Origin of the sequence: Citrobacter sp. wls714, from assembly GCF_005281025.1 — a bacterium.
In the GTDB taxonomy this organism is placed as follows: domain Bacteria; phylum Pseudomonadota; class Gammaproteobacteria; order Enterobacterales; family Enterobacteriaceae; genus Citrobacter; species Citrobacter werkmanii.
The window spans coordinates 20,791-35,852 of record NZ_SZWZ01000095.1 but is presented as its reverse complement, the minus strand read 5'-3'; the positions used below and the strand labels follow the sequence as shown (position 1 = coordinate 35,852).

The 15,062-nt window shown below is 50.6% G+C and carries 14 protein-coding genes and 2 pseudogenes; 7 read left to right on the top strand and 9 right to left on the bottom strand.

The features are described 5' to 3' along the window. Together FDX11_RS20685 and FDX11_RS20680 are read right to left on the bottom strand one after the other, a co-directional pair. On the bottom strand, nucleotides 1-465 hold the full coding sequence (locus FDX11_RS20685; RefSeq protein WP_048215013.1) for a MarR family winged helix-turn-helix transcriptional regulator: 465 nt from the start codon (nucleotides 463-465) through the stop codon (nucleotides 1-3). A gap of 149 nt (nucleotides 466-614) precedes the next feature. After that, nucleotides 615-779, bottom strand: a complete 165-nt coding sequence (locus FDX11_RS20680) for a DUF1127 domain-containing protein (protein WP_064507040.1) — start codon at nucleotides 777-779, stop codon at nucleotides 615-617. A gap of 176 nt (nucleotides 780-955) precedes the next feature. Between FDX11_RS20680 and FDX11_RS20675 the strand changes: the two genes are divergently transcribed. After that, nucleotides 956-2,368 carry a PLP-dependent aminotransferase family protein gene (locus tag FDX11_RS20675; RefSeq protein ID WP_137398477.1) on the top strand — a complete coding sequence of 471 codons (1,413 nt, stop codon included), beginning with the start codon at nucleotides 956-958 and terminating at the stop codon, nucleotides 2,366-2,368. Between the two features lie 148 nt (nucleotides 2,369-2,516). On the opposite strand, the pseudogene FDX11_RS25790 reads toward FDX11_RS20675, so the two are convergent. Beyond that, nucleotides 2,517-2,666: pseudogene (locus FDX11_RS25790) on the bottom strand (hypothetical protein); the annotation flags it as partial. Between the two features lie 177 nt (nucleotides 2,667-2,843). On the opposite strand from FDX11_RS25790, the gene FDX11_RS20665 reads away from it, so the two are divergent. The 3 genes from FDX11_RS20665 to mdtM all read left to right on the top strand — a co-directional run bounded on the left by FDX11_RS20665 (nucleotide 2,844) and on the right by mdtM (nucleotide 5,925). Beyond that, a complete protein-coding gene (locus FDX11_RS20665; RefSeq protein WP_137398476.1) occupies nucleotides 2,844-3,659 on the top strand; it encodes an AraC family transcriptional regulator in 816 nt (271 codons plus the stop codon). A 48-nt stretch (nucleotides 3,660-3,707) separates the two neighbouring features. After that, nucleotides 3,708-4,358 carry a LysE family translocator gene (locus FDX11_RS20660; RefSeq protein WP_137398475.1) on the top strand — a complete coding sequence of 217 codons (651 nt, stop codon included), beginning with the start codon at nucleotides 3,708-3,710 and terminating at the stop codon, nucleotides 4,356-4,358. Between the two features lie 325 nt (nucleotides 4,359-4,683). Then, nucleotides 4,684-5,925 carry a multidrug efflux MFS transporter MdtM gene (mdtM, locus tag FDX11_RS20655; protein WP_137398474.1) on the top strand — a complete coding sequence of 414 codons (1,242 nt, stop codon included), beginning with the start codon at nucleotides 4,684-4,686 and terminating at the stop codon, nucleotides 5,923-5,925. A gap of 84 nt (nucleotides 5,926-6,009) precedes the next feature. Here mdtM and FDX11_RS20650 read toward each other — a convergent pair whose 3' ends face one another. The 3 genes from FDX11_RS20650 to FDX11_RS20640 all read right to left on the bottom strand — a co-directional run bounded on the left by FDX11_RS20650 (nucleotide 6,010) and on the right by FDX11_RS20640 (nucleotide 9,263). Further along, entirely contained in the window at nucleotides 6,010-6,570 is a 561-nt protein-coding gene (locus FDX11_RS20650) for a DUF1440 domain-containing protein (RefSeq protein ID WP_079934429.1), read from the bottom strand. A gap of 238 nt (nucleotides 6,571-6,808) precedes the next feature. Next, entirely contained in the window at nucleotides 6,809-7,999 is a 1,191-nt protein-coding gene (gene metC / locus FDX11_RS20645) for a cystathionine beta-lyase (protein WP_042312596.1), read from the bottom strand. Between the two features lie 31 nt (nucleotides 8,000-8,030). Further along, nucleotides 8,031-9,263 (bottom strand): dicarboxylate/amino acid:cation symporter, encoded by a 1,233-nt coding sequence (locus FDX11_RS20640; protein WP_079225569.1) that lies wholly within the window; start codon nucleotides 9,261-9,263, stop codon nucleotides 8,031-8,033. 219 nt (nucleotides 9,264-9,482) lie between these two features. Between FDX11_RS20640 and FDX11_RS20635 the strand changes: the two genes are divergently transcribed. The 3 genes and pseudogenes from FDX11_RS20635 to FDX11_RS20625 form a co-directional block, all read left to right on the top strand. After that, entirely contained in the window at nucleotides 9,483-10,409 is a 927-nt protein-coding gene (locus tag FDX11_RS20635) for a LysR family transcriptional regulator (RefSeq protein ID WP_137398473.1), read from the top strand. A gap of 75 nt (nucleotides 10,410-10,484) precedes the next feature. Next, on the top strand, nucleotides 10,485-11,765 hold the full coding sequence (locus FDX11_RS20630; protein WP_079225571.1) for a DUF445 domain-containing protein: 1,281 nt from the start codon (nucleotides 10,485-10,487) through the stop codon (nucleotides 11,763-11,765). Continuing rightward, a pseudogene (locus FDX11_RS20625) lies at nucleotides 11,761-11,949 on the top strand (MFS transporter); the annotation flags it as partial. The gene FDX11_RS20630 and the pseudogene FDX11_RS20625, both read left to right, overlap by 5 nt. Before the next feature lie 243 nt (nucleotides 11,950-12,192). On the opposite strand, the gene FDX11_RS20620 reads toward FDX11_RS20625, so the two are convergent. The 3 genes from FDX11_RS20620 to uxuR all read right to left on the bottom strand — a co-directional run bounded on the left by FDX11_RS20620 (nucleotide 12,193) and on the right by uxuR (nucleotide 15,003). Beyond that, nucleotides 12,193-13,200: a porin gene (locus FDX11_RS20620; protein WP_061382827.1), complete on the bottom strand. Its 1,008-nt coding sequence runs from the start codon at nucleotides 13,198-13,200 to the stop codon at nucleotides 12,193-12,195. Nucleotides 13,201-13,388: 188 nt separating this feature from the next. Continuing rightward, nucleotides 13,389-13,592: a hypothetical protein gene (locus tag FDX11_RS20615; protein ID WP_042312608.1), complete on the bottom strand. Its 204-nt coding sequence runs from the start codon at nucleotides 13,590-13,592 to the stop codon at nucleotides 13,389-13,391. A 637-nt stretch (nucleotides 13,593-14,229) separates the two neighbouring features. Then, nucleotides 14,230-15,003: a Uxu operon transcriptional regulator gene (uxuR, locus tag FDX11_RS20610; protein WP_061382826.1), complete on the bottom strand. Its 774-nt coding sequence runs from the start codon at nucleotides 15,001-15,003 to the stop codon at nucleotides 14,230-14,232. Between the last annotated feature and the right edge of the window lie 59 nt (nucleotides 15,004-15,062).

Genomic DNA, 15,062 nt, shown 5'->3' with positions numbered 1-15,062 from the left:
TTAGTGTTGATTGTCTTCTTCGCGGATTGTCCGCAAATTGCAGGCGAGTTGATTTAACGTCGTGCTAAAGGCGGCAAGCTCCGCTTCAGGAATGGTACAGGTGACGCGATGTTGGTATGTCTCAATCACCCGGTTAAGTTCTTCAAGCCTTGAGCGGCCTTGCGCGGTCAGCGTTAACAGTCGGATGCGTTTGTCATAAGGCGATGTGGAACGCAGCAGGTAGCCCTGCTTTTCCAGTAGTGTGAGGGTGCGCATCAGCGGCGGCAGTTCAATGCCCTGCACCTCCGCCAGTTCACTGACCGAGACGTTGTCTCCCAGTTGATACAGCTGCATCAATACCGTCCAGCTTGATTGCGTCAGGCCAGTATCAGTGATGGCAGCATCAATAATGGCCCGCCACTGGCGCACCACCATCGCCATGCGCATCCCCATCGGACGGCGGGCAAACAGTTCATCTTCAGTCATATATCTTTTCCCTCATCGCTGATGAAGAAAATAATACTTATCATGGTAAGTATCAAGAAACAGGCTATCAATAAGCATCAATTGATAAACACCGTGAATATAAAAGAGGCCGGATGCGCTAACACCCGGCCTTGGTCGATAGAAAATAATTACTCCACCTGATCGCGTCGCAGCCCGACGTCACGTAGGCGCTCATCGCTCATCTGGTGCAACAGACGCCGCGTTTGCGCCCGTAGCCGCCATGCTTTGTATGCCCGCCAGATCAGTACAAACCCAATAAACGGCTGCTTTGCTCTATTCTCATGAAATTCCATACCTTGCCTCCCACCTTGCCAGAGGCTTTATATTCACGGATTTGGGTCTGAACAATACAGACTCACAAAGTACTTTTATTTAACATACAGATTGGTTAAAAAGAGTTCTGCATCGCTTTTTTCACGCCAATCTGTACTGGTTTTTTAATCTGTATGGCACCCATGAGGGATACAGCATGACGCGTTACCAACATCTGGCCAATCTGCTGGCCGAACGCATTGAGCAGGGGCTGTATCGCCATGGCGAAAAATTGCCTTCGGTGCGTAGCTTGAGTCAGGAACATGGGGTCAGTATCAGCACCGTTCAGCAGGCATATCAGACGCTGGAACAACTACAGCTGATCACGCCGCAGCCGCGTTCCGGTTATTTTGTCGCGCCACAAAAAGCACAACCGCCGGTGCCGCCAATGTCGCGCCCGGTACAGCGTCCGGTCGAGATAACCCAGTGGGATCAGGTGCTGGACATGCTGGCAGGTCATGCGGATAAATCGATAATCCCTTTTAGCAGTGGCGTGCCCGATATCAACCAACCCAGCCTGAAGCCACTGTGGCGCGAGCTAAGCCGTGTGGCGCAGCATAATCTCAAGGCGGTGCTGGGTTACGATGAATTACCTGGCTGTCGGGAATTGCGTCAACAGATTGCCCGGCTCATGCTGGACGGCGGTTCGGTCGTCACTGCGGATGATATTGTGATTACTAATGGCAGCCAGAGCGGAATGTCGCTGGCGCTGCTAACGGTCTGCCAGCCTGGGGATATTGTCGCCGTTGAATCTCCCGCCTATTACGGCACCATGCAGCTGCTACGCGGATTAGGGATCAAAGTTATTGAGATTCCGACCGATCCAGATGCCGGGATCAGCATTGAAGCACTGGAACTGGCGCTGGATCAGTGGCCGATTAAAGGGGTGATCCTGGTTCCTAACTGCAACAACCCGCTCGGCTTTATTATGCCGGATGCGCGGAAACGCGCTGTGCTCGCCCTCGCCCAGCAGCACGATATTGTTATTTTTGAAGATGATGTGTACGGAGAGCTTGCCACAGAATATCCACGTCCACGCACAATCCATTCCTGGGACAGCGACGGTCGGGTGCTACTGTGCAGCTCATTTACCAAATCCGTGGCGCCGGGATTGCACGTCGGTTGGGTTATTCCCGGTCGTTATCACGATAAATTTCTGCATATGAAATATGCGGTCATCGGCACTAACGTTCCTGCTACACAGCTGGCGGCCGCCACCTTCGTGCGCGAGGGGCATTATCATCGTCATGTTCGCCGTATGCGTCAGATCTACCAGCGGAATATGGAGATCTATACCTGCTGGGTACGGGAATATTTCCCCTGCGGGATCTGCGTCACCCGACCAAAAGGCGGCTTTATGCTGTGGGTGGAATTACCACAGCAGGTCGATATGGTCTGCGTTGCCAAACAGCTCTGTCGCCTGAAGATCCAGGTCGCGCCTGGCTCACTATTCTCTGCATCCGGTAAATACCGCAACTGCGTACGCATCAATTGTGCATTGCCGCCAAACGAGAAGCATCAGGAAGTCATGCAAAAGCTCGGCGAGGCGGTGAAAACGGCGATGGAGTAAATCAGCAAATCCGGCACGACCAAGCTGACGTATACATAACTGCAGGTAGATCTAATGGCTTAACCACTGAATATCTTCAGCGGAAAGTCGGGTAATTTTTTGTACCGTGCTGACATCGATGCCGTCTGCCAGCATGGTACGAGCAATGCGGTGAACGTTCAGCGACCCCACGAATAAACTCACTGAATCGAGGTGCATCGCCAGTTTGCAAAATATAATTAAACAGCGTCTTTATCTGGCTGTCATTAGTCAGTCCAGTAAGTAGCAGGGAAACAATTTGTTCAACAAACCCCATAAGCCCCTCATCTGCAAATTTCTCTCTTTGCGAGACGATTTCAGAGATAAAAAGGTCCCTTTGTAATGTCTGCATTGGTCTGGAACGCGTCCCGCAGAATCACGACCTCAATGCACATTCCCGCTTTTTCGCCGCACGCCCTGTGCTATAACAAATCATCACTTTCATGGAGAGCACGATGTGACGCATACCCGGGATATTCCACAATCGTTCTGGCGTGATGAGCAGTTGCCGTGGCTGGAGCTGCGCAGCACCTGGCAAAGCCAGCAGGCCTATAAACGTCATCATCATTCTCAGCTCTCGATTGGGGCTATTCTTGAGGGTGAGACTTGCTGCCAGTGTGATGGCAAAGAATACCTCCTGAGCTCAGGCGATCTCATTGTGATCCCATCGCTGGCACCTCACAGCTGTAACCCCGTTAATGGGCGGTTTCGCAGTTACCATATGCTCTATATTGATGCCCAGTGGTGCCTGGACCATCTGCCTGAGCTGAGCAGCAATCAGCAACTTTACCCACGCAATCCCGTTATCCGCGATCCACAATTATTCCAGCGTTATTTACGCCTCGTGGCGCTCATGCAGCGGCAACAAACGACACAGATAACCGATGCCGCGCAGGCACTGCTGCGCTCGCTGCCGTTGCAATCAGTAAAAACGGAACACCTTAGCCCAGCCAGCGCATATCTACGTGAACGGCTGCAGTCCAGTTTGGTTGCGCCTCCCTCGCTGGACGAGCTGGCGTATGAATGCCGCATGCGTAAAGAGACGCTGATCCGTAACTTTAAGCAGGACACCGGCCTGACGCCGGGGAGTTATCTGAATATCCTGAGAGTTAACTATGCCCGCCAGCGGTTGCGTGCAGGGGACGAAATTGCGGATGTCGGCTACCAGAGCGGGTTTGCCGACCAGAGCCATTTCCATCGCACCTTTGTGCGCTACACCGCGGCCACACCGCGTCAATACGCATCAGGACGATCAATATCAGACAATAATTAGCGCGGCGTCAGGCGTAGGGTGAACTCGGATTCCTTCTCTGAGGTCATTATGTCGCTGCTTTCCTTACTTTTCCCTTCTGCTTTTCCCGCGCTGGCGCTGGCGCATTTTGTCGCACTCCTCAGCCCGGGTCCGGACTTCTTTTTACTGGTCGGCTATGCCGTACGTTACCGGATGCGCGGCAGCGCCGGGCTGTGCGTGGGGATCGCCCTCGGCAATGGGCTGTATATCATGCTGGCGATTATCGGTTGGGGGATCCTGCGCCAGCTTCCTCTGCTGTTTACGGTTATTGAGCTGTTGGGCGCACTCTATTTATTGTGGATTGGCAGTCTGCTGATACGCAGCCGCCCACAAACGCTGACCGGAGCAGATGCCCAGTCTATCTGTCCAGGGTTTGGCAAACAGCTGCTGCTGGGGTTAGCTTCGTCACTACTCAACCCGAAAAATGCGTTGTTTTATCTGGCGCTAATGACCGCCCTGCTCGGCCCGTCGGTGACATTGCTACAACAAAGCGTGAGCGGGATATGGATGACCAGCGTGGTGCTGTTCTGGGATCTGCTGATCGTGAAGTTCATCGGTTTACCGCAGATCCAGCGACGGTTAACCAGAGGAATATTATGGGTAGAACGTATCGCCGGAGGCGTACTGGTCATCTTCGGTTGTGCCATCGCGCTGCGGTTTTTACAGGGCATCGTACTCTGATTAACGTGGCGATTTTCTGCAAATAAACCGGATAAACTCGTTTAATTAATATCCAATCCGCATTACACTGCGGATGGTTACTACCCGTTCAACTTACTCTTCCTGAGGTGCGATGTGCTGATTGTTACCTGTAATCGTTACGCTTTCTGACCCGGCGTTAGTGAGCGTTTTTCCTGTTTGCGCTTCACGCAGGCAGCGTTTTTGATTACATGAAATTCAGTACATTTGCAGTCTGCTTTTATTCTGTTATCGGTCTGACGTCTCAAAGACGGTATTGAATTTCGCTATTCCCGTTGAGGGTTTTCTCCCGACAAGGAGCTGTTTTATGCAACGGATTCTCGCGTTTTTCTCCCAACGCGCTACGACGCTATTTTTTCCTATTGCGTTGATTTTGTATGATTTCGCCGCCTATCTGTCGACGGACTTGATCCAGCCCGGCATCATTAATGTCGTCCGCGATTTCAACGCCGACGTCAGCCTGGCGCCCGCGGCGGTCAGCCTCTATCTGGCGGGTGGTATGGCGCTGCAATGGCTGTTAGGACCGCTTTCCGACCGGGTTGGCCGCCGTCCGGTACTGATTGCGGGAGCGCTAATTTTTACGCTCGCCTGCGCTGCCACATTGTTCACCACCTCGATGACGCAATTTCTGGTCGCCCGTTTTGTGCAGGGCACCAGCATCTGTTTTATCGCCACCGTCGGCTATGTCACGGTGCAGGAGGCATTTGGGCAAACAAAGGCCATCAAGCTAATGGCGGTAATCACCTCTATTGTGCTGGTTGCACCGGTTATCGGCCCGCTCTCAGGAGCGGCGCTGATGCACTTTGTACACTGGAAGATCTTGTTTGCCATTATCGCCGTCATGGGGCTTATCGCACTCATTGGACTCACATTAGCAATGCCAGAAACCGTCCAGCGTGGCGCGGTGCCGTTCAGTGCGCGCAGCGTAGTGCGTGATTTTCGCGACGTTTTCCGCAACCGGGTATTCCTGTTTGGCGCAGCCACGCTGTCGTTGAGCTATATCCCGATGATGAGTTGGGTGGCAGTCTCACCGGTGATCCTCATTGATGCTGGCGGCATGACCACATCCCAGTTTGCCTGGGCGCAGGCACCAGTGTTTGGCGCGGTGATCGTCGCCAATATGGTGGTCGTGCGCTTCGTGAAGGATCCGACCCGGCCACGCTTTATCTGGCGAGCGGTTCCCATTCAGTTGAGCGGGCTGGCGGTATTGATTGCTGGCAATTTACTGTCGCCGCACGTGTGGTTGTGGTCAGTGCTGGGGACCAGCCTGTATGCGTTTGGCATTGGAATGATCTTCCCAACGTTATTCCGCTTTACACTGTTTTCCAACAACTTACCGAAGGGTACGGTTTCGGCGTCGTTGAATATGGTGATCCTGACGGTGATGGCGGTTTCTGTCGAAATTGGGCGTTGGTTATGGTTCAACGGCGGCAGGATTTCGTTTCATCTGCTGGCGGTGGTGGCAGGTATTGCCGTCGTGTTCACGCTGGCAGGCTTACTGAAGCGCGTACGTCAGCATGAGGCCACCGCGTTAGTCACAGAGAGTTAATCTTCTATGAACCGCCCCCATTCGCGAACACTGGTTTTGTGTTTAGCGGTTGGGGGCAATCCATCATAGTGCATCAACTTTTAATCATCTGACGAGAGATAACGGAACTTCCGCATCGGGTTCATGCGTGATCCGATTACGCAGGTCACGACGAATCATTTCAATGACCCAAAACCAGAAAATATGTCCAATAATTTCCGACACATATTCATCAAATGGTAGCTGAGACAAGGGCGGCGAAAGATGAAGGGCGGGAATGAAGATGCCATGAACCGCCACCGTCACGATTAAACCTGCCAGTACCCCCTGCCAAAGTTTAACTTTTGGAAAAATTTCAGCGGCAACGCAATATCCGACTGCAAACACTAATGAAAATATGATGTGCGTGACCATAACCGGATTAATCACATGTTCAGAAAAGGTATAGACCGTTTGCGTGGGGTCAATCCCTAAATAGTCCCGGAGAAAAAGGTACGGAGGATTAAACTCATTTCTTCCCAGAGAAAATGTCCTGGGTGGAAGCGGAACTTCGGCTCCCCACTTAACAAATGCAGAAAGTACGCCGGAAACGATACCGACTAACACGGCAACGCCATAATGTCGGCGTTCAGTTGGTGTCCGTGAGAATAAATCTTTCAGCTTCATAACTCATCATCCCTTATATGCCATAACACTTAAAACCAGTGGCTATGCTACCCAGGAGGGATGCTGAAAATTGTGACAAAGATTACTTTTGATAAAAAATGATCTTAAATGACTACTTATGAGTTAATTTGATTGTGAATATAGCGTCATCGCGAATGTCGTACAGGCGTTTTATCCGGCCTACTGGGTTACGTAGGCCGGATAAGCATCAGCGCCATCCGGCAGCGAATGTGTTACCTCACGCGATGCGCGCAAACCCCGCTTCCAGATCGGCAATCAGATCGTCAACATCTTCCAGACCAATATGCACCCTGACCAGCGTGCCGCTGAAATCAACCTCTCCGGCCGGGCGAATGCTGTTCAGCTCTTCCGGTTGATTCGCCAGAATGAGTGACTCAAATCCGCCCCACGAATAGGCCATATGGAACAGCGAGAAGTTATCGAGGAAATTCGCCATCTGCTCGTCGGTCAGTCTCTTTTTCAGCACAAACGAGAACAGGCCAGAACTTCCGACAAAATCACGTTGAAAATACTCATGTCCCGGACATTCCGCTAATGCCGGATGATTTACCCGCGCCACTTCCGGCCTTGCCGACAGCCAGCGGGCAATGTGAATACTGCTCTCATGATGCTGCTTCAGACGTACCGCCAGCGTACGTAATCCGCGGCTACCGTTGTAGGCTGTGTCGGCATCCAGCGTTTGCCCCATCAGATAGGAGTTCTCACGCAAACGGTCCCAGCAGCGGGCGTTAGACACCGCCGTTCCCAGCATGCCGTCCGAATGACCTATGGTGTACTTGGTTCCTGCCTGAATGGAAATATCCACCCCGAAATCCAGTGCCTTGAAGAGAACGCCCGCCGCCCAGGTATTATCGATCATAATGACAATCTCCGGGTTCACCGCGCGGATAGCCTGCACCATTCCCGGCACATCCTGGACTTCCATCGTGATAGAACTTGGTGATTCGAGGAACACCACCTTCGTTTCCGGACGCAGAAGATCAACGATCCCAGCCCCAATTAACGGATCGTAATACGTTGTTTCCACATTAAATTTACTCAGGATCTTATTGCAAAAATCCTGGGTTGGCTCGTAGGCCGCACCCGTCATCAAAATATGATCGCCGCTTTGGACGAACGCCAGAATCGCATTGGTCACCGCTGCTGCTCCACACGGATACAGCGCGCAGCCGACACCGCCTTCCAGCTCACTCATGGCTTTCTGGAAGGCAAAATGCGTATAGGTTCCGCGACGACCGTAAAACAATTCGCCGTTGGCACGGTTGGCGGTGGCAAATTTCTTATCCTTCACGGTATCGAACACCAGTGAAGAGGCGCGTTGGATCACCGGATTCACCGCTCCCTGGGTATAGCGTTTGTCGCGACCAGCAACGACCAGATGCGTTTCAAGCTTCATAGCGTCTTTCATAACTTCTCCTGTTCTTAATCCGTGTGAAAACCTATACCACCGCAGCAGTAGAGTTTATTTCAGTGTTGGTCTGCTTTTTTCCAGCGAACCGTTCGACAATCTGTGCCGCGTTCAAATCATGGATCACGTTAATCAATGTAGCCGGCGCATCGGTAATGGTGCCCAGTACCACCAGCATCGGGATCGCTTCCATCGGCAGACCCAACGTGGTGACGATAAAGATCTCGCCAAGGAACGCCCCGCCCGGCACGCCGCCGACGATAATGGCGGAGAGCACCGCAATCAGCATCGTCAGGAAGAAGGTTTCAGTGGTGAACTCCATACCCAGCACGGAATAGATAAAGACAATTTTCAGTGCGGCTATCATCGCCACACCGCCTTTATTCAGGTTTACCAGCAGCGGAATGGAGACATCAACGATTTCCGGGTTGATCCCCATCGCTTTACCGGCGCGCAGCGTCACCGGTAGCGTGCCCAGCGAAGAACAGGTTCCCAGCGCGGTCGCAGAGGGTTCAATCGCATTACGCCAAAAGGCTTTCACCGCCGGAATACCGCCGCCAATGTACGAATAGAGAATAGAGCCAAAAACAAAGTAGACCAGCGTAGCAACCATAAACAGGCCAATGGCGCGGGCAAAGGTTAGCAACAGAGCAGAGTCCTGGCTGGCCATGGTGGCGGCGAAGTAGCAGCCCAGACCAATCGGCGCAACCTTCATGATGATTGAGACGATCTTCATGATCACCGTGTTGGCATCCTCCAGCAGTGAAGCAATGCGTTTCCCTGCCTGATCCGACTGGCCAATCGCCACACCAGCAATGATCGCCATCACGATCAGCGCCAGGATATTGGACTTAGAAAACAGTCCAATAAAGTCGCTGGTGGTAATCATGCTCACAAAATCCATCTTGCCGCTACCCGCCTGTACGGACTGCGAGAGATCGATAGTGACGCCCTGCGCCGGGTTATACCAAAGCGCCAGCGCGACGATCCCGGCCGCCGGAATAAAGGCCATCGCGATCGAAACAATAAAGATAATCGCCATAATGCGCCCCAGCCTTTTCAGGTCGGTCATACTGGCGATCGAAGACATAACGCTGATCCCCACCAGCGGCACAATAATCATAAATAACAGGTTTAAGAATATCTGACCTATTGGCTGGAGTTTACTTGCCAACGATGGGGCATAAATACCTAATAAGCCGCCAATCACCAGAGCAACTAATAAAATAATCGACGATCTATAGGGTTCGAGTCGTGACCACATAATCGGTACCTTTAGAATAATAATTAATGAGATTAAATTCACAATATGATGAGTTTCCGTTTCGCCTCCTGTTATTTTGTGACGTAACTCACCTAAGTTGTTATTTTTTCATTTTGCCAGCAACTTGTTGCCTGTGATTCAATAGTTGCATGTTTAAAAGCCGAATGTAACGGTCTGGTCGTACCGTTTTTGCAAATCACTTGTGAATTAAAGGAAATTATGAGTACGCCGATTTCACTCAAGCATCTGGAATTTTTTACGAAAATCGTCGATTGCGGGGGGCTGTCAGAAGCCGCGGCGCAGCTCAACGTCTCGCCGTCTGCGGTCAGTAAAAGCCTGGCCGCGATGGAAGACACGCTGAGGACGACGTTAATTAAACGCACCACCCGCAGTATTACCCTGACCGACGCCGGGCAATATCTCTTCAACCGCGCGAATAAGCTTTTGAAAGAATTCGATGAAACGCTGAATACCACTTCCGGTTATTACCACAGCCCACAGGGTGAATTACGTATAACTTGCTCAATTGCGTTTGGCTATTCCCGACTGGTGAACCTGGTGGATAAATATCGCTCTAAGTTCCCGGATGTGAATTTGTATATCGACCTCAACGATAACTTCGTGAATCTGAACGAAACAGATTTCGACATCGCTCTGCGCATTTCTACCGCACCGCCGCAGAACTATGCCATGCGCAAGCTGGTGCCTGTTCGCTGGGCGTACTGCGCCTCACCTGGCTACCTTGCCAAAAAAGGCATGCCCCAGCGCCGCAGCGATCTGGTCCACCATGATTGCCTGGTGTATCCGGGTCTCACGCCAGTGTTGAAAGTGGCTGATGAACAGGAACGTCTGCATCAGCTCAAACTCCATATGCCGATCCAGGCCAATAGCAGTCTGGTATTACTGAAGTCGGTACTGGAAGATCAGGGCGTGGCGTACTTGCCGACCTACCTGATTGGCGATCATATTCAAAAAGAAGAGATAACGCCGTTGATGCTCGACGGCACGATTACCTGTGAAACTCACGCCCTGTATGCGCTCTATTTTCCCAGTAAGTACAGCAATCCCAAGGTACGATCGTTTATCGATTTTCTGGTAGCGGAACTCGGTCCCTTACCCGCCTGGGACAACTGGATCCCGGAGTAAGATCTGGCCGCCTAAAAATGAGGGCCGCACCACAATTTTTGCGCGATCCTGTCGTCTGGCTCTATTCTTAAGCCTATGAATAAAATTACTGAACTCAAACGCGCCAAGCGACTGGCGCTCTCATTGCTGCTGATTGCCGCCGCCACTTTCGTTATCACGCTGTTTCTGCCGCCTAACTTCTGGGTGCTCGGAATCAAAGCGATCGCTGAAGCGGCGATGGTCGGCGCACTGGCGGACTGGTTTGCCGTGGTGGCACTTTTTCGCCGGGTGCCGATCCCGTTTATCTCGCAACATACTGCAATTATCCCACGCAATAAGGATCGGATCGGGGAAAATCTCGGACAGTTTGTGCAGGAAAAATTTCTCGACACTCAGTCCCTGGTTGCGCTGATCCGCCGCCATGAACCGGCGCTATTGATCGGGAACTGGTTCAGCCAGCCGGAAAACGCCCGGCGTATTGGCCAGCACCTGCTGCAAATTATGAGCGGTTTTCTCGAACTGACCGACGACGCGCGCATTCAGCGGCTGATCAAGCGGGCGGTGCACAAGGCCATCGATAAGGTTGATCTCTCAGAAACCAGCGCATTGATGCTGGAAAGCATGACCAAAAACAATCGCCATCAGGTGCTGCTCGACACGCTGATCGCCCAACTGATCTCTCTGTTACAACGCGACAGCTCGAGAGCGTTTATCGCCCGGCAGATCGTGCACTGGCTGGAGACCGAACATCCGCTGAAAGCGAAGATCCTGCCGACCGAATGGCTGGGCGAGCACAGCGCCGAGCTGGTTTCTGACGCCGTAAACTCCTTGCTGGATGACATCAGCCACGATCGCGCCCATCAGATCCGCCACGCCTTCGATCGCGCGACGTTTAAGCTCATCGATAAGCTCAAACACGATCCGGAAATGGCCGTGCGAGCGGAAAGCCTCAAAAGCTATCTGAAAGAAGACGAAGCCTTCAACCGTTATCTCGGCGAGCTGTGGGCAGACCTGCGTCAGTGGCTGAAAACCGACATCAACGCCGAGGATTCTCGCGTGAAGCAGCGCATTGCTAATGCCGGGCAGTGGTTCGGCGAAACGCTGGTTGCCGACAGCGCCCTGCGCGCTTCATTGAATGGGCATCTGGAGCAGGCCGCGCATAAGGTTGCGCCAGAGTTCGCCACCTTCCTGACGCGCCACATTAGCGACACAGTGAAAAGCTGGGATGCACGCGATATGTCACAGCAAATTGAGCTAAACATTGGCAAAGATTTGCAGTTTATTCGCGTCAACGGCACGCTGGTCGGCGGTTCTATTGGCCTGCTGTTATATCTCCTGTCGCAAATTCCTTCCCTGCTGACGCTGGCGAATCTTTAAAGGGACCACCTCGCTGGTGATGCCGCTCGCCCGTCAACTTAGCGTGCCGCGCAATATTAATCTGCTGGGAAGCGGTGCTCAGGCCATAATTAACGCCACGCTGTGTGGTGCCGTTGCGTTGTTTATTGCTATGATTATTAGCTTCACGCAATTATATAAACAGCGTTTCGGTAAACCTAAATAACGAACAAAATACCCGCCAGGAAAATTACAATTCACAACCGTTAATTTATAAACGCACTTTAAAATGCGTAAAAATGGACATTTTGACTCAACATCACCACCGTCTTCAGATAACACATATATCCTGGTTTAAAAAAATCACTCGGGTTACTAATCCTGATCGGTTTAACTTGCTCCTTTAAAAGCAGGTAGATGTAAAAAAGGCGTCTTACAAAAGACGCCTTTTACATATTATCACAACAAATTAGAACTGATAGGTCAGACCCGCAACAACCTGGTTGTCACCGTCAGCACCATCAAGCAGGTTAATTTTATAACCTACATCAGCAACCATATTTTTGTTGAAGTAGTAGTCCGTACCCAGCGCCACATATTCGGTCAGGTCATTATTGTTGTTGTCACGCGTATGGACGTAAGCCACGTTCGGACGCAGACCAAAATCAAACACATACGCAGCCATCGCTTCAAAGTGCTTAGCTTTGTCTGCATCCTGAATCAGGTTGTGGGACTCACCGTACATCGTCGCTACATAGATGGCGTTAGCATCATACTTCAGGCCAGCGCCCCAGAATTCTGCGTTTTCGCCATCCCAACCATTCTGTTTCTGCTGAGCAGTCACGGAACTGGTGGTGTAGGCCGCAATCGCAGACACGCCGGAATCGGCGATATTGTCGTAGCCCAGGGAGAAGCCGTAGCCATTGCCGTGCTGTTTCGTCGGATCCTTATCGGTATCATCCTGACCCTGATATTGCGCGCCCAGGCTCAGGCCATCAACGGCACCAAACAGATTTTTGGTGCGGAGTGTTGCAACGCCAGAAGTGCGTGTAGTAAGGAAGCGGTCAGTATTTTCATAGGAGTCACCGCCGAACTCTGAAAGAGTGTCAGTGTAAGCTCCCACGTCGTAAGCGATACCGTAGTTACGACCGTAGTCAAAGCTAACGTCATGGCCATAATCCAGACCAGCAAACGCCAGACGTGTATTAACACCATTCTGAGAACCTTCTGCTTTAGCGGCATCAAACTGACTTTCAAACTGACCATAGCCAGTCAGTTGATCGTTGATTTGAGTCTCACCGCGAAAACCCAGACGTGCGTAGGTGCCGTCAGCATCGGTGCCGTCAGTCCAGGAGTGGACCGCTTTCACTTTGCCGTACAAATCAAGTTTGTTGCCATCTTTATTATAAATTTCCGCTGCATGAGCGGTAGTGATGCCTAATGCCATCACTGCTAATACCACTGCTGACTTTTTCATATTTTTACTCACTTTTAATTGTGAATTTTGCTATCAACTTTGTTATGAAGGCAGAAAGTCCTCATAAAAAAGCCCCCTGAATACCAAGGGGAGAAATCAATAACACACCAATAAAGGCAATAATGAAGTGGCAATAAATAATTCACTACTCAGATTTCATTCAAAATCCGGAATAAGGTCAGCCAGGTTTACTCTTGATTCTCGCCCTGGTTAATAGAGCGATGTAGCATTAACGCCTCAGCGATAATGTCTTGTTTACTTTTTCGCGTTTCAAATGCCAGCGTTCGGACATATTCCCACAGAGAATTATCAACACGGGCACTTAAAAGAACCATATCTTTAGATCGGGTACCCCTGGCTTTTCGGATATCTGGATAATCTCGAGAAGGCATCGTCATCATCTCCTGAACGCAATAAGACGCTTATGGCGATGAAATATGCAGTCAGTGTAAAAACATGTCAACGGTAAAAAACATTCACAATCGTAATAAAACTGTTAATAAATAGCAGGAAAATGGAACGATATTTCAAGTGAAAGATAACTTGTTTAAAGAATAATGTGTAATTTTAACTTTACATATATTCATTTTTATTCATTTGATTAAAAACGCTTAAAGCATTGACAAGAACAATTGCACTTAATCAAAACATCATTACAGCCAATAAGTTACATGCCGTTATTAATGTCTACTTTTATGCGAACTGCTTGTTTTTATGTACTGTTATGCAAAGCGGTTCTATCCAAACCACTACCGGAATCACTTTGATTCTCACTTAATGCTGACCTGTTTTGTCTAAAAATACGCACGAAAAGGTAAAAATAAGGTAAATAACCCATTTTTTCGCATGCAAAATTAAGTTATTTTTAATTGATATAAATCAATTTACGTGGTGTAAAGACGACGAAAAAATCTCGGCTGAGGTGTCAGACAAAATTTTTTATGTCCAATTCAGCACGATAAAATGGGAATAATCACGAGGGAAAGTACCACACGGATCGAAGCTGCCCGTGTGGCTGAAGAAGGAAAATCAGGCGTTAACTTTATCCAGCGGCCAGGACTCGAACAGATAGCCATCAAAGTCGATATCATCGACATTTGAAAATTCCAACAGCCGTTGTTTGACGTTTTCCAGATGCTGCCACATTGCCAGCTTGGCCGCGCGGGCGTCCTTTTTAATTAACGCCGCCAGGATCTGCTTGTGGTCGACCATCCACTCTTTACGGTAATGAGTATCATCGAGGTGGCTATGAAGTTGGATCCACATCGGGTTGTTCTCACGCCACTGCCATGACTGGCGAAATAGCTCCACCAGCATGCTGTTATGCGTGGCTTCAGCAATCGCCAGATGAAACTGCATGTCACCGCTTTCGGATCCATTCGGTTCGCTGGAGGCCAGCTCACGCTCTTCCAGTTGCAACGCCTGACGCATTTTCACGATATCTTCGCGAGTGGCCTGCAGCGCGGCAAATTCAGCGATGTTGCTTTCCAGCAACTGGCGTGCCTGCAGCAGTTCAAACGGACCGGCATCGTTGCAGTGATTTGCATCGGTACTGTCGATACTCTGCGCATCCGCACTGTCGAGCACGTAGATTCCGGCACCGCGACGTACGTCCACCAGTCCTTTAATTTCCAGCATGATTAATGCTTCGCGTACCACCGTGCGAGTGACATTGAGCATCTCAGCAATTTCACGCTCCGGGGGCAAACGCTCACCGGGCTGGTACGGCGTCTGGACAATCAGATCGCGGATCATGGCACCCACTTCCTGGTAGGGTCTTTGTTGAGAAGTGTTCGATTTCATCGTGTTATATCCGTCAGAAGCGTGTAATCAGATACGGTGAATAGGTATCGAACTATAGC